This window comes from Cupriavidus sp. GW821-FHT02F09 (assembly GCF_059421605.1).
Genome location: NZ_JBWKVH010000011.1, coordinates 171,280 through 195,200, shown reverse-complemented (window position 1 = coordinate 195,200; position 23,921 = coordinate 171,280). Strand labels below are relative to the sequence as shown.

Sequence of the window (23,921 nt, the reverse complement as noted above, 5' to 3'; positions counted from 1 at the left end):
CCATCAACACGTCCATCAACACGTCCATCAATGCTTCCATCAACCAGCAGATTCATACATGACAAGTACATCGCGCATTGACGAAAGCGCAAAGGGCGTCTTCATCATCTCCGCGACCCCCTTCACGGAACAGGGGGCGCTCGACCTGGAGAGCACCGACCGCCTGGTCGATTTCTACCTCGGCAAGAAGGTCGCGGGCATGACCATCCTCGGCATGATGGGCGAAGCGCCCAAGCTGTCGGAGGAGGAGTCCATGATTTTCGTGCGCCGCATCCTCAAGCGGGTCGATGGCCGGGTGCCGGTGATTGTCGGGGTGAGCCACGCGTCGAATCAGCATGTGGAGCGCCTGGCGAGGACCTCGATGGCGCTCGGCGCGGCCGGGGTCATGCTGGCGCCAGCGGCAAACCTCAGGACCGACGACCAGGTTTATGGCTACTACGCCGCCATTGCGCGCCTGCTTGGACCGGATGTGCCGATCTGCCTGCAGGACTTCCCCCAGGCCACTGGCGTCTACACCTCGGTCGACGTCGTCCTGCGGATGGTGCGGGAATTCCCGCAGGTGGTGATGTTCAAGCACGAGGAGCTACCCGGCCTGCGCAAGCTCTCGCAGATTCGTGCCCAAAGCGAGGCGGAAGGCCTGCGTCGCATCAGCATCCTGGCCGGCAATGGCGGCCTGTTCCTGCCGCAGGAGATGCTGCGGGGCGCGGATGGCGCGATGACCGGCTTCGCCTACCCCGAGATGCTGGTCCAGGTCTGCGACCTTTTCGCCCAGGGTAGGGCCGGTGAAGCTGAAGACCTGTTCGATCTGTACCTGCCGCTGCTGCGCCATGAGTTCCAGTACGGCATCGGCCTGGCACTGCGCAAGGAAACCCTGCGCCGGCGCGGTGCGATCGCCAGTGCCGCGGTGCGCAAGCCCGGACCGGTGCTGGACGCAACCGACCTTGCGGAGCTGGAGCGGCTGATCGGCCGCCTGGAAGCCAGTTTGGCGAACGCCGGCCAGGCTGGTCACTGACGCCAGGGGAGACAGGGAAACAGCATGACTTTCGACTTCTGTATCACCGGCGCATCGATCGTGGACGGCAGCGGCAGACCCGCCTTCGTTGGCGACGTGGGCGTGAAGGACGGGAAGATCGCGGCCGTTGGTGAGCTTGCCCACGCCAGCGCGGTGGAACGCATCGATGGCCGTGGCCGGGTTGCCGCGCCTGGCTTCATCGACGTCCATACGCACGACGACCGCGCCTTGCTGATGCCGGGCGCGATGACGGCGAAGCTGTCCCAGGGCGTGACAACCGTCGTCACCGGCAACTGTGGACTCAGCCTGGCGCCTGCGCGGCCGGGCACCGCCATACCGCCTCCGCTGGACCTGATCGCCACGCCGGAATGGCTACGTTTTCCTGCCTTCCGCGATTACCTCCACGCCTTGGACGCGAACGGGACCGCGGTCAACGCCGTCTGCCTTGTGGGCCACCTGACGCTGCGGGCCAGCGTCATGGACAACCTGGAACGCCCGGCCACCCCGGCCGAATGCGATGCCATGCAGCGCCTGCTGGCAGACGCGCTCGAGGCAGGTGCCTGGGGCATGTCCACCGGCACCTTCTATCCGCCCGCGCGGCTTGCCACCACCGACGAAATCGTCGCGGTAGGCAAGCCCCTGCGGGCCCATGGCGCGCTCTATGCCACCCATATGCGCAACGAAGCCGAGAAGATCATCGATGCGCTGGATGAAACCTTCGAGATAGGCAGGCGGCTTGGGGTACGCGTTCTGATCTCGCACCACAAGCTGGCGGGCATCGCCAATCACGGGCGCTCCGCCGAGACGCTGAAGCACATCGCAGCCGCGATGCAAACGCAGCCGGTATCGCTGGATTGCTACCCCTACAACGCGTCTTCCACGGTACTGCGGCCGGAGTTCGTGGCGCGCGCCGCCGCCGTGATGGTCAGCTGGTCCACGCCACATCCGGAACATGCCGGCAGGCTGCTCGCCGATATTGCGCGCGAGATGGGCTGCGGCGATGAACAAGCCGCCGCGCGCCTGGCACCCGCCGGCGCCGTCTACTTCATGATGGACGAGGGCGACGTGCGCCGCATCCTTGCCTTCCCCAAATCCATGATCGGCTCGGACGGCATGCCGCACGACGAGCATCCCCACCCGCGCCTGTGGGGAACATTTCCCCGAGTGCTGGGCCACTACTCGCGCGAGGAGCGGCTTTTCCCGCTGGTCACGGCAATCCACAAGATGAGCGGCCTGACCGCCGGCGAGCTCGGCATCGCCGACCGCGGCCATATCGCCGTTGGCCAGGCGGCCGATCTTGTGCTGTTCGACCCGGACACGGTCGGGGATCGCGCGACCTTCGCCAAGCCGGCCACGCTATCGGCAGGTATCGAGAGCGTCTGGGTCAACGGACGGCTGGCTTTCGCAAAAGGAGAAGTGCGGGACGATCGCGCGGGACGTGTACTGACCAGGACACCATCACAACCCGTCCAAGCGTAGAAATCCGTTTGGCACGTGTATTGCTTGCACTCCATTGGCATACCAATGGCACACAAGCCTCATATCAACCACCAACGCAATGCCATGTGCGATCGATCCCCATGGGCGCGTATAGGAAAGCAGCGCAAGCCATGTCTGTTCTTAGCTTAGATACCCGCCTGGCGTCCCGCCTGAGCGCCGCGCGGCCGTCGGCCACGGGGGCTGTTGCCGAAGCCGCCCGTCTCATGGTGGCGCAAGGCCGCGCAGTCATCAGCCTGGCCGAGGGGGAACTCGACTTCGATACGCCCGCGCACATACGGCAGGCTGCCGTCGCCGGCATCATGGACGGGCATACGCGCTACACAAACGTGGCAGGCACGCCCCAACTCAGGGCCGCGATCGTGCGCAAGTTCGTGCGTGACAATGCCCTGCACTACGACGAGAGCGAGGTCATTGCCGCGACGGGCGCAAAGCAGATTCTCTTCAATGCCTTGCTGGCCACCGTCAACGACGGGGACGAAGCCATTGTCGTGGCGCCCTGCTGGGTGTCCTATTCCGAGATGGTGCGCATTGCCGGAGGCACGCCAGTGGCGGTGACGCCGGCGGCCGATGCCGGCTTCAAGCTGACGCCGGATGCACTCGCCGCCGCCATCACGCCCAGGACACGCTGGCTGATGCTGAACTCACCCTGCAATCCTTCCGGATCACTCTACTCCGCCGACGAACTGCGTGGGCTGGCGGACGTGCTGCGCGCACATCCCCGCGTGCTCGTGATGTCAGACGACATCTATGAAAAGATCGTGTTCGAAGGCGAGTTCTGCTCCTTTGCGCAGGCGGCGCCGGACATGAAGGCGCGCACGCTCACCGTCAATGGCGTCTCCAAGGCTTACGCCATGACGGGGTGGCGGCTGGGCTATGCCGGCGGCCCGCGGTGGCTGGTCAAAGCGCTGGAGATGTTGCAATCCCAAAGCACTAGCAACCCCAGCTCGGTTAGCCAGGCCGCCGCCATCGCCGCGCTCGACGGGCCGCAGGATTTCCTGGAGGACTGGATGGCGCGCCTGCGCTGGCGCCGGGACCTTGCCATCGATCTGCTCGCGGGGGCGGCGCCGCTGTTGACCATGCGCACGCCGCCCGCAGCCTTCTACCTCTATGCGGATTGCAGCGGCACGCTTGGCATGCGCACGCCGGGCGGCAGCCTCATCGAAAGCGACCTGGACCTGGCGCGCTACCTGCTGGAGGAAGCGGGTGTCGCGGTCGTGCCTGGCACGGCATTCGGCCTGGCGCCGTACCTGCGGTTTGCCTATGCGGTCTCCGATGACCGTCTGCGCATGGCATGCGAGCAGATCGTCCGGGCCTGCCGCAGGCTGTCCAGGCCATGAAAGCGGCGGACATGGATGCACCGGCGCAACCCGGGAGCGTGGCGGAGCCCGGGCCTGCGCACCAGCGCCTGCGCGACGGATGGCACATCGAGCCCGCCGGCGACCGCTGCCTGTTGATCCGCCTGGGCAACCGGGTCGATGCCGAAGTCAGCCAGACAGTGCACGCGGTGACGGCATGGCTGTCCAGCCACGCCCTGCCCGGCGTCGTCGACGTGGTGCCGGCGTTCACCACGGTGGCCGTCCACTACCTGCCCGCCCAGTTGCCACGCGGCGAGGGCTCCGCCTCGCAGTCCCTGAGCGCGACCATAGACCATCTCCTGTCACAAGGCGTGCCCAGGATCGCGGGCTCCGCACGCCTGGTGGAAATTCCGGTGTGCTATGGCGGCGAGTACGGCCCCGACCTGGAAGACGTCGCGCACCAATGCAGTATCTCCACCGGCGAGGTCATCCGCCTGCATACCGCCGCGCCGCTCGTCCTCTATACGTTCTTCTTCGCGCCGGGCACCCCGTTCGCCGGACCGCTGGATCCCAGGCTGCAGGTGCCGCGCCGTGCGGTGCCGCGCACCCGTGTGCCGGCCGGGTCCGTGGCGATCGCCAACGGGATTTCCTCCATCTACCCAACTGAATCCCCCGGCGGGTGGAACCTCATCGGCCGTACGCCCTGGACCTTGTTCGACATCCGCAAGAGCCCGCCGACGCGCCTGCAGATCGGCGACCGCCTGCAATTCATGCCGATCACGCCGCGCGAGTTCGAAGCGCTGCTGGAGCCGCACCAATGAACCATATGCTGGTTGAGAAGCCCGGGGTGTTTTCCCTCCTCCAGGACACGGGGCGCAACGGCTACCAGCGCTATGGCGTACCGGTCAATGGGCCGATGGACGAGTGGGCGCACCGCGTCGCCAATACCCTGGTAGGCAATGGCGAGGAGGCCGCCACCCTTGAGTGCACGCTGAAGGGACCCAGCATCAGCTTCTCCCGCAACACCCTGATCGCCCTGAGCGGCGCGGATATGCGGGTCACCGCGGGCGGTGCGCAGATACCGATGCACTGTGCCGTCGTGCTGCGCCACGGCGTACGCCTGGAGTTCGGCGAGCGCAGGTCGGGTGCCCGCTCCTATCTCGCGGTGCGGGGCGGATTCGATGCCCCGCTCGTGCTGGGCAGCCGCAGCACCTACGTGCGGGGCGGCTTCGGCGGCTTCGAAGGCCGCGCGTTGCGCCGCGGCGACCGGGTGCCGGTGGCATCGCCAAGGGGCGAAGTCCTGGAACTCGAGCGCATGATGATCCAGAGCGGCATGCCCTTCGTCGCCGCGGCAGCGCCGGACACCGCACCACTGTCATCGGCCACGCAGGCGCTGCGCTTCGTACCTGGCCCGCAGTGGCAGTCCTTCACCAGCCAGGCGCGGCACGACTTCGAATCCGCGTGTTTCCGGGTTTCAGCGCAATCCGACCGCATGGGCTACCGGCTGGAAGGTCCCGAGTTGAGATTGGCGCAGCCACTGGAAATGATCTCCGAAGTCGTGACCTTCGGCACCGTCCAGGTGCCACCGGGCGGTAGTCCTATCGTGCTGATGGCCGACCGCCAGAGCGCCGGCGGGTATCCGAAGCTGGCCTACGTCGCCAGTGCCGACCTGCCCTCGCTGGCGCAGGCCCTGCCAGGCGATGCGCTGCGCTTCCAGGCCATCACCCAAGCCGAGGCAGAGGCACTCTGCCTGGAAGTCGAAGATCGCTTTGCCCGCGTCAGCGTACTGGGCGCAAAGGCGCTTGGCCTCCCCATCCCATAACGCAAAAGGAATCCATCATGCCGTTCATCGATATCAACTGCGATATGGGCGAGAGCTTCGGGCCCTGGGTCATGGGCAACGACCGCGCGATCCTGCAGCATGTCACCTCCGCCAACATTGCCTGCGGATTCCATGCCGGGGATCCGGACACGATGCTCGAGACGGTCCGTGCGGCCGCGGCCGCCGGCGTGGCGGTTGGTGCGCATCCGGGACTCCCCGATTTGCAAGGCTTCGGCCGCCGCGCCATGGCCATGATGCCAGGCGAGGTCTATGCCCTCATCGTGTATCAGGTGGGAGCCATGCTGGGCGTCACCCGCGCGGTGGGGGTCCCCCTGCACCACGTGAAGACACACGGCGCGCTCTACAACATGACCGCGCGCGACCCGGCGCTTGCCCAGGCGGTAGCGCAAGCCGTGCACGACATCGATCCCAAGCTGATGGTCTACGTCGCCAACGCCAACATGGCGAGCGCCGCCCGCGCGATGGGCCTGCGCGTGGCCTTCGAGGTCTATGCGGACCGCAGCTACCAGGACGACGGCACGCTGACCCCGCGCTCCGAGCCGCACGCGATGATCGAAGACGTGGCGGAATCGATCGCCCAGGTCAAGCGCATGGTGACCGATGGCAGCGTGATCTCGCTCGCAGGCAAGACCGTTCCCATCGCAGCCGACACGCTCTGCATCCATGGCGACCAGCCCGGCGCGGCGGTATTCGCGGCGCGTATCCGCGCCGCGCTCGATGCCGATGGCATCGGCGTGCGGCCCGTCTGACGTATTCCGCCACCGATGCAAGAAACGCTCACGAAACGCACACGCCCCGCGCCCCATTCCGACCGACCCTCCCCACACCAAGGTGATCCTCATGTCTTCCAAGCTGACTCCGCGCCCCAAGCGCATGCTCAATCTCGCGGCGTGCGCCGTTGCGCTGGCACTCGGCACGCTCGCTGGCACCGGCGCGCATGCGCAGACGCGCGGCGGCACGTTGCGCGCGATCGCGCAGCCCGAGCCACCCACGCTCATGCTCGGCCTCAATCAGCAAACGCCCACCCAATACGTGGCGGGCAAGATCTATGAAAGCCTGCTGACGTGGACGCCGGACATGAAGCCGAAGCCGGGCCTGGCCAGGTCCTGGACCATCTCGCCCGACGGCAAGGTCTACACGTTTGAGTTGCAGCCGAACGTCAAGTGGCACGATGGCAAGCCGTTCTCGGCAGACGACGTTGTGTTCTCGGTCGACAAGTTCCTGCGCACGGTGCACCCGCGCGCGCGGGTCATCATCGAGCAGTTCGTGGACACCGTGAAGGCACTCGGCCCAAACAAGGTGCAGATCACGCTGAAGGCGCCATTTGCTCCGTTTCTGAAAGCCTTCGTCAGCGACAACATGCCGATCGTGCCCAAGCACATCTATGACGGCACCGACTACGCCAAGAACCCGGCCAACCAGACGCCAATCGGGACCGGCCCGTTCAAGTTCAAGGAGTGGAAGAAAGGCGCGTACATCATCCTCACGCGCAACCCCGATTACTGGCAAGCCGGCAAGCCTTACCTGGACGAGATCGTCTTCAACGTGATTCCCGATGCAGCCTCGCGCGCGGTTGCTTTCGAGCGCGGCGACGTTCAGGTGGTGAGTGCAGGTGACGTGGACAACGTGGAGGTGAAACGTCTCAAGGCGCTGCCGGGCGTGCAATACACGACGAAGGGCTGGGAGATGTTCTCCAAGCTGGCCTATATCCAGATGAACCAGCGCAAGCCGCCTTTCGACAACGTCAAGGTGCGCCAGGCCGTGATGGAGGCCATCAACCGCAAGTTCGTCGTGAACAGCATCTTCTTCGGTCTCGGCAAGGTTGCCACAGGTCCGATTTCTTCCACCACGCCCTTCTACGATGCCAACGTGCCGGCCTACAACTTCGAACTGAAGAAAGCACGCGCGCTGATCAAGGAGTCGGGTGTCGACCCCGCGAAGACGCCGATCAAGATCCTGTCGTATCCCTACGGCGCGACCTGGGACCGGCTCGGCGAGTACACGCGCCAGAGCCTCGAACAGCTTGGCTTCAAGGTCGAGATAGAGTCGGCGGATGCGGGCACGTGGGCCAAGCGCGTCTCGGATTTCGATTTCGACCTCACCTTCAGCTTCACGTCGCAATATGGCGATCCGGCACTGGGCGTCTCGCGTCTTTACCTGGCCCGCAACATGGTCAAGGGCTCTGCATTCGTCAACAACCAGGGATACCGGAACGACGCGGTTGACGCGATGTGGGACAAGGCAGCCGCCGCGACCTCTAACGACGAGCGCCAGAAGCTGTACTCCAGCATCCAGAAGACACTCGTGGAAGAGGTGGCGAACGGGTACCTGTTCGAGATGGAGATTCCGACGCTCTACAACGCGAAGGTGCACAACCTGATCCAGACGGCGATCGGTCTTAACGACACATTCGCCGATGCCTACATCGACAAGTAAGCACCGGTGCGCGGCGATGCGCCGGGCGAGTGGCACGGCGCATCGCTCCTCCTCGTCAACCTTCTTGGAATCTATTCCGTGGATAAGGCACTGTCAGTGTTCGCGCGGCTCGGCAAGGCAGCCCTGGTCGTGCTGGGCGTCGTCGTCGTCAACTTCCTGTTGATCCGCCTGGCGCCGGGCGATCCGGCCGCCGTGCTGGCGGGCGAATCGGGGGCCTCGGACCCCACCTACGTGGCACAGCTACGGCAAGAGTTCGGCCTCGACAAGCCGGTCTATGTGCAACTGGCGAGCTACCTGAACGGCGTGGCGCACCTCGACCTGGGCTACTCATACCGTGAACGCTTGCCGGTGCTCGATATCATTCTCGACCGCCTGCCCGCCACGCTGCTGCTGATGTCGTGCGCGTTCGTCTTCGCGCTGGTGTTCGGCGTGTTGTTCGGTGTGGTGGCCTCGCGCAGCCGCTATCAGGGCACGCACCCATGGCTCGACAGCGTGCTGATGACGGGATCGCTTCTGATCTACGCCACGCCGCAGTTCTGGCTGGCACTGCTGGCCATTCTCTTCTTTTCCCTGCACCTGGGCTGGCTGCCGCCCTACGGCATGGAGACAGTCGGGGGCGCATTGACCGGCTGGGCGCGCGTGCGCGACGTTGCGCATCACCTGGTGCTGCCTACCGCGTCGCTCGGCTGCTTCTTCATGGCGGTCTACGCGCGGCTGACGCGCGCTTCCATGCTCGAAGTGCTGGACATGGATTTCATCAAGACGGCGCGCGCCAAGGGGGTTTCAGTGGGCGGGACCATCCGCCATCACGCGCTGCGCAATGCCTTGCTGCCGGTGGTGACTTTCGCGGGGATCCAGCTGGGGCAGATGGCCGGCGGCGCGGTGCTTACCGAAACCGTATTCGGATGGCCCGGCATCGGACGGCTGATGTTCGATGCGCTGCTCCAGCGCGACTATCAATTGCTGCTCGGTGTGTTCCTGGTGACATCGACGATGGTGGTGGTCTTCAACCTGCTCACCGATCTCGCCTACCGGCTGATCGATCCACGCATCCAGCAAGCCTGAGGAGCCTCACATGTCTTTCCTGAAACGATTCGTCGCCAACCGCGGCGCGGCCGTCGGCCTCGCGCTGCTACTGGTGGTGATCCTGACGGGCATCCTTGCCCCGACGCTCTATCAAGATCCCCCATGGATGATGGTGGCGGAGCCGCTGCTCGGCCCGTTCGCCGACACCGCGTATCCGCTGGGCACCGATATGTTGGGCCGCGACATCGCGGCGGGCCTCGCCTACGGCGCGCGGGTGTCGCTGATGATCGGCGTGATCTCTACGCTGGTGGCGGTCCTGATCGGCATCGTGGTGGGTGCCCTGGCGGGCTACCACGGCGGCCGCGTGGACGACGCCCTGATGCGGGGGACAGAGTTCTTCCAGACCATTCCACAGCTGGCCATGGCACTCGTCCTGGTGGCGATCTTCAAGCCGTCGCTGTACTCGATCGTCGGGGCCATCTCCATGGTGTCGTGGCCGCCGGTGGCGCGCCTGGTGCGATCCGAGTTCATGACGCTCAAGCAGCGGGAGTTCGTGCAAGCCGCCATCGTGATCGGCCAGAAGCCGGCCCGGATCATTTTCACCCAGATCCTGCCCAATGCCGCCTCGCCGATCATCGTGACGGCCTCGCTGATGACCGCGACGGCCATCCTGACCGAATCGGCGCTGTCTTTCCTCGGGCTGGGCGACCGCAACCTGATGAGCTGGGGATTCATGATCGGCGCCGCGCGCACGATGCTCCGCGAAGCGCCGTGGATGAGCCTCTGGCCCGGCATTGCCATCATGCTGACGGTGCTGGCCATCAATCTGATCGGCGAGGGGCTCAACGACGCCCTCAACCCTCAACTGCGCAAGCGGGGAGCTTAATACCGTGGCTACAGGCAATCCAGGCAATCCAGGCCAGGGCGCCGCCCTGCTCTCCATCCGCGGATTAAGCATCCCGCTTCCGGCTGGCGGCGACCGCCAGTATGCCGTGCGCGATGTGTCGTTCGACATCCGCGCCGGCGAGATCCTCTGCATCGTCGGCGAATCCGGATCGGGGAAATCGATGAGTGCCAACGCCATCATGGGCTTGCTGCCCACCTATCTGCGTCCGCAGCAGGGGCGGATCCTGCTGCACGGCGAGGATCTGCTCGGCATGGACGAGGCGGCGCTGCGCGGCATGCGCGGCAAGGACATGGCGATGATCTTCCAGGAGCCGCTGTCGGCGCTCAACCCGCTGCAGCCGGTGGGCGCGCAGATCGCCGAGGTCATGCGCGTCCATGCGGCCTATCCGGGTCCGGCACGCGAGGCCCGTGTACTAGAACTGCTCGACTTCGTCGGCTTGCCGGATCCGGCAGGGTTGTTTCATGCCTGGCCGTCCAGCCTTTCGGGTGGCCAGCGCCAGCGCGTGATGATCGCGATGGCGCTGGCGCTGGAGCCGGCGCTGCTGATCGCCGACGAGCCCACCACGGCGCTGGACGTCACCACGCAGGCGCAGATCCTCGCGCTGATCGCCCGCATCCAGCGCGAGAAAGGCATGGGTGTCATGTTCGTGACGCACGATTTTGGCGTCGCGGCCGAAATCGCGGATCGTGTCGTGGTGATGGAGAAGGGCCTGCTGGTCGAGGAGGGTACGGCCGACCAGGTGCTGAACCGCCCCCGCCATCCCTACACGCAGCGGCTGATCGCCAGCGTGCCGTCACACCGGCCGGGCGATCGCGAGCACGATGACCCGGCTGACGCAGCGAACGGATATCCAGTGCTGCGCGTCGATGCGTTGCGCAAGACCTATGTTAGTTCGGGCGGGCTGTTCAAACGCAAGCGCGTGGTCGAAGCCGTCAAGGACGTGAGCTTCTCGGTCGGCGCCGGCAAGACGCTGGGTATCGTCGGCGAGTCGGGTTCAGGCAAGTCCACGATCGGCAAATGCCTGCTCAAGCTGACCGGAACCGACGGCGGTGGGATGTATTTTGATGGGCGCGACATCGCCCCGTTGAGCGAGCGGGAGTTCCGGCCGTTACGCCGCCATATCCAGATGATCTTCCAAGACCCGTTCGCCTCGCTCAATCCGCGCCATACGGTCGGGCGCATCCTCTGCGATGGCCCGCTTGCGTGTGGCGTGTCCCGGGAACAGGCACTGGCGAGGGCGCGCGAGCTGTTGCAGCTCGTCGAGCTCGATGCCTCGGCATTCGACCGCTATCCGAGCCAGTTCTCCGGCGGCCAGCGCCAGCGCATCGGCATCGCGCGGGCGCTGGCGATGGAGCCGCGGCTGATCGTGGCCGACGAATCGGTATCTGCGCTCGATGTCTCCGTGCAGGCGCAGGTGCTGCGGCTGCTTCGCGCCGTGCAACAGCGCCTCGGCATCGCGCTGGTCTTCATCACCCACGATCTGCGTGTGGCGGCGCAGATTTGCGACGCGGTGCTGGTCATGCACCGGGGCAGCGTGGTCGAACAGGGCAGCCCTGCCCAGATCTTCGAGACACCCCAGCATGCCTACACGCGCCAGCTCATCGACGCGATGCCGGGGCGTGACTGGGATCCGTCACTTGCCAGGCAGACGGCCACGCAAGCCGAGGTGCAGGCAGACACGACGGCAACCATCCCATGACCATCGCCGAACCGGATTTCGCCCTCGCCACCGCGCTGTTCGACCGCTTGCGCGAACAAAGTTTTGACGGCGTCGGCGTCACGCGAGACAGCTACGGCGCAGGCGAGCAGCGGGCGCACCGGCTTGTCGCCGACGCCGCCCGCGCGCTCGAACTGCAGGTGGCGACCGATGCGGCGCTCAATCTCTATCTGACATTGCCGGGCACGGATCGCGGTGCTGCAGCGGTCATGACGGGTTCGCATCTCGACTCGGTACCGCGCGGTGGTAATTTCGACGGCGCCGCCGGGGTCGTCGCCGGTCTCGCCGTGCTGGCTGGCTGGCGCAAGGCGGGCTTTGTGCCGCGTCGCGACGTCACCGTAGCCGCAATCCGCGCCGAGGAGAGCGCTTGGTTTCCGGTGTCCTATGCCGGCAGCAAGGCCGCCTTCGGACTACTGGAGCCGCAGGCGCTTGACAGCGTGCGTGCCGACACCGGGCGCAGCCTGGCCGACCATCTGCGTGAAGCCGGCGGACGGCCGGACGACGTCCGCGCGGGCCTGGCGTATCTGTGCGCCGACCGCATCGATTGTTTTGTCGAACTTCATATCGAGCAGGGACCGGTGCTGCTGGAGGCGGGCGACGTCGTGGGCATCGTCACCGGCATCTGCGGCAGCCAGCGCTACCGGCATGCCCGCGTGCAGGGAGCCTATGCGCATTCCGGCGCGACGCCGCGCAGCCACCGGCAAGACGCCGTGGTCGCGACCGCGGCGCTGATCCACGCGCTGCAACAGGACTGGATCGCACTCGAGGCGCAAGGGCATGAACTCACGCTGACGTTCGGCCGCTGCATGACGGACCCGTATCAGGCCGACTTCAGCAAGGTCGCCGGCCTGGTCGAATTCAGTATCGACATGCGTTCCCGCAGCCGCGCCACGCTCGACCTGATGGATGCGCGGGTACACGCTGCCGCGGCAGGCATTGGCACGCAGCACCACGTGCAAGTCGATCTCGGTGCCGCGTCGTCCAGTGCCGCGGCACAGATGGATCCGTCGCTCCAGCACGCCCTGCTCTGCTCCGCGAGCCAGGGCGGCGTACGCGCGCGGGCCATGCCCAGCGGCGCGGGACATGACGCGGCACTGTTCGCCGCCCAGGGCATACCCGCTGCGATGATCTTCGTGCGCAATGCCCATGGCAGCCACAACCCCGACGAGTCGATGGACCTCGCCGACTTCACCGTCGCCACGCGGCTGCTGGCCGGCACGTTAGCAGCGCGTGCAGGCTAGGATGCCTGCAGCACGACCTGCAGCACAACCCACATCGCCATTCACAACACACCCCATGCCTGATTCCCGTGCAACGCCCATGCCAGTCTGCCTGATTACGCAGCCCATCCACCCCATCGGCGCGGAGCGCCTGCGCGCCGCGGGCTTCGATGTGCGCCCGGGCCAGGCCGGTGACGAAGCCGCTCGCATCCGTGAAGTCGCGGGCGCCGACGCTGTGATCGTGCGCGAAGGTCTGACCGCCGCGATGATCGATGCCGCACCGCGGCTCGCGGTCATCAGCAATCATGGCACTGGCACCGACAAGATCGCGGTCGCCCATGCGCATGAGCTGGGCATCCCGGTGGTGTCCACGCCCGACGCCAATATCGGCGCCGTGGCCGAACACACGCTGATGCTGATGCTCGCGGTCGCGCGCCGGGTGCCGCTGGCCGACGCAGCCACGCGGCAGTCAGACTGGCGCTACCGATACGCGGCACCGATGCTCTCTCTCCATGGCAAGACCCTCGGCGTGATCGGCTTCGGCCGCACGGGGCGCCTGGTCTGCGACATGGCGCGCGCGGGACTCGGCATGCGCGTGCTGGTGTGGTCGCCCAGCGCGCCGACGTGCGAGGTCGAAGCGCACGGCGCGACGCGGGTATCGGCGCTGCCCGAACTGCTGGCGGCCTCCGACGTTGTCTCCCTGCACCGTCCGCTGCGTGCCGACACGCGCCACACGCTCGATGCGAAGGCGCTACGCAGCATGAAGCCGCGCGCCATCGTCATCAATACATCGCGCGGCGGGCTGATCGACGAAGCCGCGCTGGCCGCGGCGCTAAAGGAAGGCAGGCTCTTCGGCGCCGGACTGGACGTCTTCGCACAGGAGCCGCTCTGCGCGGCGTCCCCGCTGGCCGGGCTCGACAACGTCGTGCTGAGCCCGCACCTTGCCGGCTCCACCGAGGAGGCGCTACATGCCACGGCACTCCAATGCGCCGAACAGATCATCGACGTGTTCGCGGGGCGGCAACCGAAACACCTTCTCGACGCGCGCGTGTGGTTGCGCAGGCGCGTTCCCGTTATCACGCCATCCAAGGAAGTCCAGTCATGAATCCCCCCGTTTGCAAGCTGACGCAGGGCACCATTCCCCTGGTAGTCTCGATTCCGCACGGCGGCGAGCTGTTGCCCGACGCGTTCGCCGCGCAAATGCAAGACGTGGCGCGCGTGCGTGCCGATACCGACTGGCATCTAGGGCGTCTCTACGCGTTCGCGACAACGCTGGGTGCCTCCGTCGTGGCAGCCAACTACTCGCGCTACGTGATCGACGTGAACCGCCCCGCCAACGGCGAAAGCCTCTATCCGGGCCAGAACACCACGGCGCTTTGCCCACGCGACACATTCCTGGGCGAGCCGCTGTATCCCGATCCCGAGGCCCCGTCCTCTGCCGAGATCGCCGACCGTATCCGCGATTACTGGAATCCGTATCACAGCACGCTGGCCGCCGAGATTGCGCGCCTGCGCCAAGTGCACGGGCACGTGCTGTTGTGGGAAGCGCACTCGATCGCCAGCGTGCTGCCCCACCTGTTCGCGGGCCGCTTGCCAGATCTGAACATCGGCACCAACAGCGGTGCCAGTTGCGCGCCAGCGCTGCGCGAGGCCGTCATCGCCGCCGCGTCGGCCAGTCCCTTCTCGTGGGTCGCCGACGATCGTTTCAGAGGCGGGCATATCACGCGGCACTACGGCCAGCCGCAGCGGGGGGTGCACGCGGTGCAACTCGAAATGGCGCAGGCCATCTACATGGATGAAGCGGCACCGTTCGGCTACCGTGAAGACCTGGCCGCGAAGCTGTGGCCAACACTGCGCGACATGGTAGGGGGAGCGCTCGCGGCAATGGCAACGCTGCGGCCCGTCGCGGCCGACGCACAGGCTTGAATCAGGCTTGACACCTCGCTCGCGCCCGACGGTCGGCGTGGATCCGCCGCCCGATGGCGCGCTTCTTGCGTCGTCACGGGCCCCTCTTGCCGTTACCGCGCTTGTGCCTTGGCGCCACCTTGTATGTCAGCCGTTAGCAGGCCTCCCGCCATACCCCTGAACCTTCGCCAGATCGAAGTCTTCCACGCGATCATGGTCACCGGCTCGCTGAGCGAGGCCGGGCGCATGCTGTGCGTGTCACAGCCGGCAATCAGCCGGGTGCTGGCAACCGCGGAAAGCCGCCTGCGGTTCCTGCTGTTCGAACGGGTCAAGGGACGGCTGCAGCCCACGCCGGAGGCGCGCCGGCTGTTCGAGGAAGTCGAGGTCATCCTCAAGGGCGTCGCCCAGTTCAATGCGGTGGCCAGCAGCCTGGGCGAACAGAACCAAGGCAAGTTGTCGATTGTCTCTAGTCCGAGCTACAGCGAATGGCTGATGCCGCGCGCCATCCAGCGCTTCCGGCTGCGGCATCCCGCCGTCCGTGTCCACTACCGGCCCATGCCGTTCGACGCCTTGCTGCCGTTCGTGGTGCAGGGGCACGCAGACCTCTGCATTGCATCGATGGCGCCGCCCGACGGCGCGAATCTCCGGACCCGGGAAATCGGCGAGGGGCGGATCCTGTGCGCGCTGCCCAAGGGACACGCGCTCGCGGCGCTGGACGTTGTGACAACCAGCAACTTGCGCGGCCAGACCTTCATCGGCTATGGCGCAGACACCCCTTTCGGCCAGCTCTCCTCGCATTTCCTGTCGTCGGGCCAGGGGCCACTCACGCCGGACATCGAGATTCGCTCGACACCCGAAGCCATGGCGCTGGTGCGCCAGGGTGTCGGGGTGGCCTTGGTGGAGTCGTTCGGATACACAGCATCCGCATCGGACGACGTCGTGCTCAAGCCGATCAGCCCGGCGCTCAGTCACAAGATCTACCTGATCCATTCGCGGCAGAGCCCGATGTCGACCCTTGCCAAAGGCTTTCTTGCCACGCTCGTGCACCTGCTGGACGCCGCACCGCGTGGGGATGCGCAGCGCCCGCCGATGTTCGCCTGAGCGGCGGTTGGCGGCGCGGTGGCGCGATTGCCACAGACCACCACCGCGCCCCATCACATATTGCCCAGGACCCATAACGAGGGGCTATGAGGCGGCTGCGAACCGGGGCTGCTCCCGAGGCATTTGTTCCTTTCAAATCAATGCGTTGGGCTTGCGAGACGGCGCCAATGCGCGCACTGCCGGCGCGCGGGGCGCCACATTTCAAGGGCGGTATCGCGTCCCTATACTCGACACCACCCCATCGCACCAGAGGCTCCAGTACATGTCCAGCATCATCACCGTCGCCGCCGCCCAGCTCGGGCCCATCCAGAAGTCCGAAGGACGCGAGATCGCGGTCGCGCGGATGGTCCAACTGCTCGAACGTGCCTATCGGCGCGGCGCACAGGTCGTCGTGTTCCCCGAACTCGCGCTGACCACGTTCTTTCCACGCTGGTACCACGAGGACCTCGACGAGGCCGACCGTTGGTTCGAGGCGGCGCTGCCCTCGCCGGAGACTGCGCCACTGTTCGAGGCAATCCGGCGCTTTGGCCTGACGGTTTATCTGGGCTACGCCGAGATCTCTTATGAACCCGATGAAGCCGGTGTCATGCGTAAGCGCCGGTTCAACACCTCGGTGATCATCGCACCGTCGGGCGAAGTGATCCTCAAGTACCGGAAAGTCCATCTGCCCGGCCACGCAGAGTACGCGCCGGCGCGCAAGGTACAGCACCTCGAGAAGCGCTATTTCGAAGTCGGCAATCTCGGCTTCCCGGTGGTCCGGGCGCCGGTCGGCGAGGCCGAGGGCGTGAACATGGGCATGATGATCTGCAACGACCGCCGCTGGCCAGAGGCCTGGCGCGTGCTCGGGCTGCAGCAGGTCGAGCTCGTCATGCTGGGCTACAACACGCCAAGCATGAATATGGAGAATCGCGGCTTCGAGGCTCATCACCTGCGCGTGTTCCACTCCCAGCTGTCGATTCAGGCGGGCTGCTATCAGAACGCGTGTTTCGCGGTTGCCGTCGCGAAGGCCGGGACCGAGGACGGCCACGAAATGTTCGGCCATTCGATCATCGTCAATCCCCAAGGCGAAATCATGGCGCAGGCCACCAGCTGGGACGACGAGCTCATCGTGGCCGACTGCAACCTGGACCTGTGCAAACTGGGCCGGTCTACCGTCTTCAACTTCGGTTTGCATCGCCGCGTCGAGGCGTATTCACGCATCACGGACCAGGTCGGCAGCGTGGCTCCGCCGACCTGGCCGGCGCGCTGATCCCGTTTCCTGTCTTTCTTCGACCACCCACGGGCCTTCTCCATGCAGCCAACCGAAACCCTGGATGTCCATCCGGCACGACCACGACCCGCGCACGCGATCCGGCACGAGATGCTGGGTGACATGCGCGTCCCCGATTTCACCGACGTCGAGCTGGCGGCCCTGGACATCGCGCCCCATGTCGTTCGCACGCCGTTGCTGCGTTCGGCGGCACTCGACGCCATTGCCGGCGCGCCGGTCTGGCTCAAGGCCGAGAACCTGCAGGTCACGGGCTCGTTCAAGGCACGCGGCGCCTTCAATGCCCTGCTGTCGCTGCGCGGCGACCAGCGCGCGAAAGGCGTGATCGCCTATTCCACCGGCAATCACGGGCAGGCGATCGCCTGGGCCGCGCGCCAGCTCGGTGTGGCGGCGACCATCGTGATGCCGATCGATGCGCCACGCAACAAGGTCGAGCGCGCGCTGGCCCAGGGTGCGCGCGTCGTTCACTACGACCGCCTCCATGAGAGCCGCGAGGCGATCGGGATGCGGCTGCTCGGCGAAACCGGCGGCACGCTGATTCCGCCGGGCGACCATCCTGCGGTGCTTGCCGCCCAGGGCACGGTGGCCCTCGAGGCGTTGCAGGACCTGCCCGAGGCCGCGCTCGACAACCTCGGCCTGTTCGCCGCGCCCTGCGGCGGCGGCGGGTTGATGGCCGGTTGCGGCCTGGTTGTCGACGCATTGAATCCAGGCACGCGGCTGATCGCGGCCGAGCCCGCCGGTTTCGACGACACGGTGCGCTCGCTGCGCAGCGGCCTCAGGGAAATCAATGCGGCGGGCGCCACAACGCTCTGCGACGCGTTGCAGGCCACCACGCCAGCCGAACTACCCTTCGAGATCAACAAGCGCTTTCTCGACGGCGCGGTGGCGGTCACGGATGCGCAGGTCCGCGCCGCCATTCGCTTCGCGCTCGAGGAGCTTCGGTTGCTGGTCGAGCCCGGCGGAGCCGTCGCGCTGGCGGCCTTGCTCGCCGGCGTGATCGATCTCGAAGGCCGCGACGGCGTCATCGTCCTGTCCGGCGGCAACATCGATCTGCCCTTGCTTCAAACGATGCTGCAGCCCACTGCAGCCGCCGTGCACGGTACCTGAGACAGCCGTGTCACCGGCCCTGCGCGCATTGGCGCGAGCCGGCCTTGATGCCAACTTGCCTACCACGAAAGGAATACCACCATGTCTCTCCTCCGCCATTTCGACCGGCTACTCAGGCGAATGTCGCTGACGGCCGCCGCCATGCTGCTCACGGCGAACGCCTTCGCAGCCTATCCCGAGCGCCCCATCACGCTGATTGTCCCATTCAATGCAGGTACGACGCCCGACATCGTCTCGCGCTTGCTGGCCGATGCGGTCGGCCATGATATCGGGCAGCAGATCGTGGTCCTCAACCGCGTGGGCGCGTCCGGCATCATCGGCACGCAGGCTGTGATCAACGCGCCGGCCGACGGCTACACCATCGGCTTCGCGAACGCCGGCACATTGGCCATCAACCAGTCCCTGTACAAGAAGCTGCCCTACGACGCCGACAAGCAACTGGCGCCCGTAGCCCTGACCGGATTCGTGCAGAACGTGCTGGCCGTGCGCAAGGACCTCGGCGTGAAATCGGTCTCCGAACTGATCACGCTGGCCAGGAGCGCGCCGGGCAAGCTCTCCGTCGGCTCGGGCGGCAACGGCACCACGGGCCATCTGAGCGCCGAGATGTTCAAGGCGATGGCGGGTGTGTCCATTACACATATTCCATACAAGGGCGGTCCCGAAGCGGATCTGGCGCTGATGCGCGGCGAAGTGGATCTGGTCTTCGAGAACATTACGTCGATCTCGCCATATCTGAAGAACGGCAGCGTCGTGCCGCTCGCCGTCACCGGTGCACGCCGCGACAGCCGCCTGCCGAAGCTGCCGACCATGGCGGAGACGGGGTTGAAGGATTACCAGGCGGTGGCATGGACCGGCTACGTCGCGCCCGCCGCGACCGACCCGCAGATCCTCGACTTTCTCAACAAGGCCTTCAACAAGGCGGCCAACTCGGACGCCATGAAAGCGCGGCTGGCCGACATGGCGTACGAGGTCACCACGGGGCCGCGCGGCGCGTTCTTCGATCTTGCCCGCAAGGAGCGGCCGGTCTGGGCCGCAGTGATCAAGAGTTCCGGCGCGGCAATCGACTGAGGCGCAAGGAACATGGCGCAATTCGACATACTGATTCGCGGCGGCACGGTGATTGACGGCACCGGCGCACCGCGCAGGCTCGCCGACATCGGGGTCGACGGATCGCGTATCACGGCACTGGGCGCGCTGGCGTCCGACTCCGCGGCGGTGGTGATCGATGCGCGGGACCGCATCGTCGCCCCCGGCTTCATCGACTCGCATACGCACGACGACCGCTATCTGACGCTCGATCCACTGATGCCGGCCAAGCTCAGCCAGGGCGTTACCACAGTCGTGACCGGCAATTGCGGGATCAGCCTGGCGCCCTGGCGTGCGCCTCCGGGACAGACCGTTCCGCCGCCGCTTGACCTGCTCGGCGACGACCCGGCCCTCTTTCGTTACCCCGCGTTCGGCGACTATCTCGCCGAGCTGGCGCAGCATCCCGCTGCCGTCAACGCTGCCTGCCTGGTCGGCCATACGACGCTGCGGGCCGCGGTGATGGACCGGCTGGACCGGGCGGCGACGGACGCAGAGATCGCGGCGATGCAGGCATTGCTGCGCGGCGCCATGGAGAGCGGCGCCATCGGGCTCTCGACCGGGGCCGCCTATCCTGCCGCGATGTCCGCCACGACTGGCGAAATGGCCGCCGTGGCGGCGGTCATGCGCGGCTACGGCGGTGTCTACGCCAGCCATATCCGCGATGAGGGCGATCGGATCCACGAGGCGCTTGACGAAGCGTTCGAGGTCGGCGCGGCGGGCGGCGCGCCAGTCGTGGTCTCGCATCACAAGCTGATCGGCCCAAAGAACCACGGACGCTCGGTCGACACGCTGAGGCACATTGCTAACGCGGCGCAGCGTCAGCCGATCGGACTCGACTGCTATCCATATAACGCTGGTTCCACAATTTTGCGAAAGGACCGGCTCGCGGTGTCGAGCCGCGTCATCGTAACGCGCTCGGTACCGCATCCCGAGTTCGCCGGACAGGACCTCGACGTCATTGCGGCGACGATGGGCCTCTCGCCCGAGGACGCCGTCGACGCGTTGCAGCCGGCAGGCGCGATCTACTTCCTGATGGACGAGCAGGACGTGCAGCGCATCCTCGCCTATCCCGAAACCATGATCGGCTCCGACGGGTTGCCCCACGACGCCGCGCCGCATCCGCGTCTCTGGGGCACGTTTGCGCGCGTGCTGGGGCACTACTGCCGGGACCTCGGCCTTTTCCCGCTCGAGCAGGCCGTGCACAAGATGACGGGCTTGACGGCCCGCTACTTCAGGCTACCGGGGCGCGGGATACTGTCACCCGGGAATTTCGCGGACATCACCATCTTCGATGCCGCCAGCGTGGCCGATATGGCGACTTTCGCGCGCCCTGTCGCGCCCGCGAGGGGCATCGAGACGGTGATCGTCAATGGCGCCATCGCGTGGAGCAGCGGCGAGAGCACCGGCGCCCGCGCCGGGGCGGTGATCCGCCGCAACGATACCGCCCGAGCTTAGCGCACGCATTTGCGTGCGGTTCCCGCGAGCTCCAGTGCCATCCTTCGTGACACCTCATCTCCCTGCGCTCAGAGTAACCTCAACCCATCGGCAGGCACGTCGCACACCAGCATGTGCCCCGGCGCATGGGTGATGCACAGCGGCGGACGCGCCATCATGGCCGCCGCCTGCGGCGTCACCCCACACCCCCAGAACACCGGAATCTCCCCGGCCAGGATCGCGGTCGGCTCGCCTTCGTCCGGGCGGCCGATGTCCGCGATGCCGATCGCGGCGGGGTCGCCCATATGAACCGGCGCCCCGTGCGCCCCCGGCAAGCGGGCGCACACGGCCGAGGCGATGGCCGCCTCTTCCGGCGTGTAAGGCCGCATCGACACCACCATCGGCCCATGGAAGGCGCCGACGCGCGTGGTCTGGATGCTGGTGCGGTACATCGGCACGATCTTGCCTTCGTCCACGTGCCGCACGCGCAAGCCGGCGCGTTCCAGCGCGTCCTCGAACGACAGCGAGCAGCCCAGCACAAAGCCCACGAAATCGTCCTGCCAGAGCGTGCTGATATCGTCGCGCTCCTCCACCAGTTCGCCATGGCGCCACACGCGGTAGCGCGGCACGTCGGTGCGCAGGTCGATATCGCCGCCGAGCATCGGCACCGCCGGGCTGCCCGCTTCGGTCATGCCGATCAGCGGGCATGGCACCGGGTTGGCCCGGCAGTACCCGAGGAAATCCCCGGCCCAGGCCTTGGGCAGGATCATCAGGTTGCCCTGCCCATGGCCGGGCGCCATGCCGCTGGTATTGCCGTTGTACCGGCCGCTACGGATGCCGGCACGGGCGCCAGCCGGCGTGGCGGCCCAGCCGGGGGCAAGCCCGGCCGCGGCGTGGATGCTTCTTTCCATCTCCATGCTCCGGTTGCGCTCCGTCATCAGTCGAGGGCCTGGCGGGCGGTTTCCTTCACGCCCAGCAGGGCCAGCAGGCTGACTGCCGCGCCCCCCATGAGCAGGTAGGCCGGGCTGAGCAGGTTGCCGGTGCTGCCGATCAGCGCGGTGGCCACATACGGCGTGAGCCCGCCGCCAAGGATGGCGCCGATGTTGAAGCTGAACGCCATGCCGGTGTAGCGCACGCGGGTCGGGAACTGCTCGGCATAGGTCGGGTAGCCGACGGACTGCACGATGGGCATGGGCAGCGCCACCACCATCATCGCGAGAAAGGCCAGGCCGATGCTGTGGTTGTCCATCAGCATCATCATCGGCAATACCAGCACCATGTAGGCGCAAAAGCCGATGGCAAGCACCTTGCGCCGGCCGAGCCGGTCGGACAGCCCGCCCCACAGCGGCATCAGCATGGCCATGGTCAGGCTGACGAACGCCATGATCCAGTACACCGTTGCCTTGTCGTACTTGAGATAGGTGGTCATGTAGATGTTCATGAACACCAGCCCCACCCAGTAGCCCACGTTCTGGCCGAAGGACAGCAGCACCACCTTGACCACGGCGGGCATGTGCGCGGTGAAGACTTCCTTGAGCGGCGCCTTGGGCGGCTCGCTGTGTTCCTGGAACTGCTTGAAGGCCACGGACTCTTCCACGCGCTTGCGCACCATCGACGAGATCACCACCATCGGGATCGCCATCAGGAACGGAATGCGCCAGCCCCACGCCTGCATCTGCGCAGGCTCCAGCAAGCCGGTGGTGATGCCGCACACGGTCGCAGCCAGCGCGCCGCCCACGGCCACGCCCACCGGCGTGAAGGCGCCGTAGAAGCCGCGCTTGCCCTTGGGCGCGGACTCGGCCACATAGGCAGCCGCGCCGGTGACTTCGCCGCCGGCGAAGAAGCCCTGCGCCAGGCGAATCGCCAGCAGCAGCAACGGCGCGACGATGCCCGCGCTGGCAGCCACCGGCAGCAGGCCGATGATGCCGGTGGCGATGCCCATGCCGATCACGGTGACCAGTAGCACGGCACGGCGGCCAACGCGGTCGCCCAGGCGCCCAAGCACGATGCCGCCGATCGGGCGCATCAGGAAGGCGCTGCCGAACACGGCCAGGATGGCCAGCAGCGAAGCCGTGGCGCTGTCGCTAGGGAAGAACAGCGGGCCGATGGTAGAGGCCATATAGCCGTACACGCCGAACTCGTAATACTCGATGGCGGTACCGGCGGCGGCGGCCATGGCGGCTTTGCGGGCGACGGCATTGCCGGTTGCCGGCGCCGTGGCAGGGGTGGATGCCGGCGCCACGTCGGGCATCGGCAGGGATGAGGTGGGGGCGTTGGACATATTGTCAGTTTCCAGGATGCAACGGGGTAGAAAATCCAGTCCAGGCGTGGTGAAACGCCTGGATGAACCAGCGCTGAAGCACGAATACCTGCCGCGATGGCCGTCCTGTGCCTGAAACTTCCTGGCGCACAGGGCGGGCTCGCGTCTTGTTTTTATTTCCGGAGAGCTAACCACCTGCCGGGAATCGCGGGCCTTTAAATGCCGCCGGGATTCATGCTTCATCGATTACACCGGATACTTTGCAACAAGCATGCCAGCGGCTATTTCGTTAAAAACACGGAATTCCGGGCGTTACGATTCCTGACTAAAAAAAGCCATCTGACTCGGGGATTCAATGCGCCCCGCCGCACCACAACAATGAACCTTTCGTCCCGCCTGGGGCATGGAACGCACCGAAACCGGTATCGTTCACAGCCAGCTGGTGATTAATCTCCCAACCCACGGGATCATTGAGAAAACAGCCAGGCCGTGCGGCCGGGCCGACGCCACAAAATCAATGTCGGCGGCGAATTTACAGCTTTATCAATAGCGCGATTTCAAGCAGCGGGAATAAAACTGCCCAATACCTGCCCTTCTTCCACCATCTCACCCTCGGCCACGCAATACGATTCAATATAACCAGCCGATCCGGCCTCAAGCGGTATTTCCATTTTCATGGATTCGATAATCAGCAGCGTGGCATCCTTTACCTGCATCTCGCCGGGCTGCGCCACGAGTTTCCAGAGGGTGCCGGCGGTGTCTGCCACGATGGATATGGGGGATTTTGTGTGGGGCATATTCTGTT

General features: G+C 66.2%; 21 protein-coding genes. 18 read left to right on the top strand and 3 right to left on the bottom strand.

Annotated elements, in window-relative coordinates; translation table 11 throughout:
• The first annotated feature begins 58 nt into the window (after window positions 1-58).
• The 18 genes from AC07XB_RS15545 (at window position 59) to AC07XB_RS15460 (ending at window position 20,877) form a co-directional block, all read left to right on the top strand.
• A complete protein-coding gene (locus tag AC07XB_RS15545; RefSeq protein WP_492827008.1) occupies window positions 59-1,012 on the top strand; it encodes a dihydrodipicolinate synthase family protein in 954 nt (317 codons plus the stop codon).
• Window positions 1,013-1,036: 24 nt separating this feature from the next.
• The gene (locus AC07XB_RS15540) at window positions 1,037-2,491 is read left to right on the top strand and encodes an N-acyl-D-amino-acid deacylase family protein (protein WP_492827006.1); all 1,455 of its coding nucleotides are present in this window, start codon (window positions 1,037-1,039) and stop codon (window positions 2,489-2,491) included.
• 131 nt (window positions 2,492-2,622) lie between these two features.
• Entirely contained in the window at window positions 2,623-3,849 is a 1,227-nt protein-coding gene (locus tag AC07XB_RS15535; protein WP_492827004.1) for a pyridoxal phosphate-dependent aminotransferase, read from the top strand.
• Window positions 3,804-4,628, top strand: coding sequence for a 5-oxoprolinase subunit PxpB (gene pxpB, locus AC07XB_RS15530; protein ID WP_492372764.1), 825 nt, complete (start codon window positions 3,804-3,806; stop codon window positions 4,626-4,628). Before AC07XB_RS15535 ends, pxpB begins: the two co-directional genes overlap by 46 nt.
• A complete protein-coding gene (locus AC07XB_RS15525; RefSeq protein WP_253927691.1) occupies window positions 4,625-5,629 on the top strand; it encodes a 5-oxoprolinase subunit C family protein in 1,005 nt (334 codons plus the stop codon). The genes pxpB and AC07XB_RS15525 overlap by 4 nt, the downstream gene beginning before the upstream one ends.
• A 17-nt stretch (window positions 5,630-5,646) precedes the next feature.
• The gene (locus tag AC07XB_RS15520) at window positions 5,647-6,399 is read left to right on the top strand and encodes a LamB/YcsF family protein (protein WP_492372762.1); all 753 of its coding nucleotides are present in this window, start codon (window positions 5,647-5,649) and stop codon (window positions 6,397-6,399) included.
• Window positions 6,400-6,490: 91 nt separating this feature from the next.
• Window positions 6,491-8,086, top strand: a complete 1,596-nt coding sequence (locus AC07XB_RS15515) for an ABC transporter substrate-binding protein (protein WP_436628547.1) — start codon at window positions 6,491-6,493, stop codon at window positions 8,084-8,086.
• A 78-nt stretch (window positions 8,087-8,164) separates the two neighbouring features.
• The gene (locus AC07XB_RS15510; RefSeq protein ID WP_492827001.1) at window positions 8,165-9,151 is read left to right on the top strand and encodes an ABC transporter permease; all 987 of its coding nucleotides are present in this window, start codon (window positions 8,165-8,167) and stop codon (window positions 9,149-9,151) included.
• Between the two features lie 10 nt (window positions 9,152-9,161).
• The gene (locus AC07XB_RS15505; protein ID WP_253927688.1) at window positions 9,162-9,998 is read left to right on the top strand and encodes an ABC transporter permease; all 837 of its coding nucleotides are present in this window, start codon (window positions 9,162-9,164) and stop codon (window positions 9,996-9,998) included.
• Window positions 9,999-10,002: 4 nt separating this feature from the next.
• Window positions 10,003-11,718, top strand: a complete 1,716-nt coding sequence (locus AC07XB_RS15500; protein WP_492826999.1) for an ABC transporter ATP-binding protein — start codon at window positions 10,003-10,005, stop codon at window positions 11,716-11,718.
• Window positions 11,715-12,977, top strand: coding sequence for a Zn-dependent hydrolase (locus AC07XB_RS15495; RefSeq protein ID WP_492826997.1), 1,263 nt, complete (start codon window positions 11,715-11,717; stop codon window positions 12,975-12,977). The genes AC07XB_RS15500 and AC07XB_RS15495 overlap by 4 nt, the downstream gene beginning before the upstream one ends.
• Before the next feature lie 55 nt (window positions 12,978-13,032).
• Window positions 13,033-14,061, top strand: coding sequence for a hydroxyacid dehydrogenase (locus AC07XB_RS15490; RefSeq protein WP_492826995.1), 1,029 nt, complete (start codon window positions 13,033-13,035; stop codon window positions 14,059-14,061).
• The gene (gene hutG / locus AC07XB_RS15485) at window positions 14,058-14,882 is read left to right on the top strand and encodes an N-formylglutamate deformylase (RefSeq protein ID WP_492826993.1); all 825 of its coding nucleotides are present in this window, start codon (window positions 14,058-14,060) and stop codon (window positions 14,880-14,882) included. Before AC07XB_RS15490 ends, hutG begins: the two co-directional genes overlap by 4 nt.
• A gap of 123 nt (window positions 14,883-15,005) precedes the next feature.
• Window positions 15,006-15,962, top strand: coding sequence for a LysR substrate-binding domain-containing protein (locus AC07XB_RS15480; protein ID WP_492372755.1), 957 nt, complete (start codon window positions 15,006-15,008; stop codon window positions 15,960-15,962).
• Window positions 15,963-16,224: 262 nt separating this feature from the next.
• Window positions 16,225-17,211, top strand: a complete 987-nt coding sequence (locus tag AC07XB_RS15475; RefSeq protein ID WP_492826991.1) for an N-carbamoyl-D-amino-acid hydrolase — start codon at window positions 16,225-16,227, stop codon at window positions 17,209-17,211.
• A 111-nt stretch (window positions 17,212-17,322) separates the two neighbouring features.
• Window positions 17,323-18,336, top strand: coding sequence for a threonine ammonia-lyase (locus AC07XB_RS15470; RefSeq protein WP_492827035.1), 1,014 nt, complete (start codon window positions 17,323-17,325; stop codon window positions 18,334-18,336).
• Window positions 18,337-18,417: 81 nt separating this feature from the next.
• The gene (locus AC07XB_RS15465) at window positions 18,418-19,404 is read left to right on the top strand and encodes a Bug family tripartite tricarboxylate transporter substrate binding protein (protein WP_253927680.1); all 987 of its coding nucleotides are present in this window, start codon (window positions 18,418-18,420) and stop codon (window positions 19,402-19,404) included.
• Between the two features lie 12 nt (window positions 19,405-19,416).
• Window positions 19,417-20,877 carry an N-acyl-D-amino-acid deacylase family protein gene (locus tag AC07XB_RS15460; protein WP_492826989.1) on the top strand — a complete coding sequence of 487 codons (1,461 nt, stop codon included), beginning with the start codon at window positions 19,417-19,419 and terminating at the stop codon, window positions 20,875-20,877.
• A 68-nt stretch (window positions 20,878-20,945) separates the two neighbouring features.
• On the opposite strand, the gene AC07XB_RS15455 is transcribed toward AC07XB_RS15460, so the two are convergent.
• The 3 genes from AC07XB_RS15455 to AC07XB_RS15445 form a co-directional block, all read right to left on the bottom strand.
• Window positions 20,946-21,773, bottom strand: a complete 828-nt coding sequence (locus AC07XB_RS15455; protein ID WP_492826987.1) for a putative hydro-lyase — start codon at window positions 21,771-21,773, stop codon at window positions 20,946-20,948.
• Between the two features lie 20 nt (window positions 21,774-21,793).
• Entirely contained in the window at window positions 21,794-23,137 is a 1,344-nt protein-coding gene (locus tag AC07XB_RS15450) for an MFS transporter (protein ID WP_492372750.1), read from the bottom strand.
• Between the two features lie 536 nt (window positions 23,138-23,673).
• The gene (locus AC07XB_RS15445; RefSeq protein WP_492372749.1) at window positions 23,674-23,913 is read right to left on the bottom strand and encodes an acyl-CoA carboxylase biotin carboxyl carrier protein subunit; all 240 of its coding nucleotides are present in this window, start codon (window positions 23,911-23,913) and stop codon (window positions 23,674-23,676) included.
• Between the last annotated feature and the right edge of the window lie 8 nt (window positions 23,914-23,921).

Coding starts and splice junctions, on each gene's coding strand:
- AC07XB_RS15465 (WP_253927680.1), top strand. CDS start 18,418: ATGTCTCTCCTCCGCCATTTCGACCGGCTACTCAGGCGAATGTCGCTG.
- AC07XB_RS15460 (WP_492826989.1), top strand. CDS start 19,417: ATGGCGCAATTCGACATACTGATTCGCGGCGGCACGGTGATTGACGGC.
- AC07XB_RS15535 (WP_492827004.1), top strand. CDS start 2,623: ATGTCTGTTCTTAGCTTAGATACCCGCCTGGCGTCCCGCCTGAGCGCC.
- AC07XB_RS15505 (WP_253927688.1), top strand. CDS start 9,162: ATGTCTTTCCTGAAACGATTCGTCGCCAACCGCGGCGCGGCCGTCGGC.
- AC07XB_RS15450 (WP_492372750.1), bottom strand. CDS start 23,137: ATGTCCAACGCCCCCACCTCATCCCTGCCGATGCCCGACGTGGCGCCG.
- AC07XB_RS15490 (WP_492826995.1), top strand. CDS start 13,033: ATGCCTGATTCCCGTGCAACGCCCATGCCAGTCTGCCTGATTACGCAG.
- AC07XB_RS15470 (WP_492827035.1), top strand. CDS start 17,323: ATGCTGGGTGACATGCGCGTCCCCGATTTCACCGACGTCGAGCTGGCG.
- AC07XB_RS15445 (WP_492372749.1), bottom strand. CDS start 23,913: ATGCCCCACACAAAATCCCCCATATCCATCGTGGCAGACACCGCCGGC.
- AC07XB_RS15525 (WP_253927691.1), top strand. CDS start 4,625: ATGAACCATATGCTGGTTGAGAAGCCCGGGGTGTTTTCCCTCCTCCAG.
- pxpB (WP_492372764.1), top strand. CDS start 3,804: ATGCGAGCAGATCGTCCGGGCCTGCCGCAGGCTGTCCAGGCCATGAAA.
- AC07XB_RS15480 (WP_492372755.1), top strand. CDS start 15,006: ATGTCAGCCGTTAGCAGGCCTCCCGCCATACCCCTGAACCTTCGCCAG.
- AC07XB_RS15455 (WP_492826987.1), bottom strand. CDS start 21,773: ATGGAGATGGAAAGAAGCATCCACGCCGCGGCCGGGCTTGCCCCCGGC.
- AC07XB_RS15540 (WP_492827006.1), top strand. CDS start 1,037: ATGACTTTCGACTTCTGTATCACCGGCGCATCGATCGTGGACGGCAGC.
- AC07XB_RS15495 (WP_492826997.1), top strand. CDS start 11,715: ATGACCATCGCCGAACCGGATTTCGCCCTCGCCACCGCGCTGTTCGAC.
- AC07XB_RS15475 (WP_492826991.1), top strand. CDS start 16,225: ATGTCCAGCATCATCACCGTCGCCGCCGCCCAGCTCGGGCCCATCCAG.
- AC07XB_RS15515 (WP_436628547.1), top strand. CDS start 6,491: ATGTCTTCCAAGCTGACTCCGCGCCCCAAGCGCATGCTCAATCTCGCG.
- AC07XB_RS15520 (WP_492372762.1), top strand. CDS start 5,647: ATGCCGTTCATCGATATCAACTGCGATATGGGCGAGAGCTTCGGGCCC.
- AC07XB_RS15545 (WP_492827008.1), top strand. CDS start 59: ATGACAAGTACATCGCGCATTGACGAAAGCGCAAAGGGCGTCTTCATC.
- hutG (WP_492826993.1), top strand. CDS start 14,058: ATGAATCCCCCCGTTTGCAAGCTGACGCAGGGCACCATTCCCCTGGTA.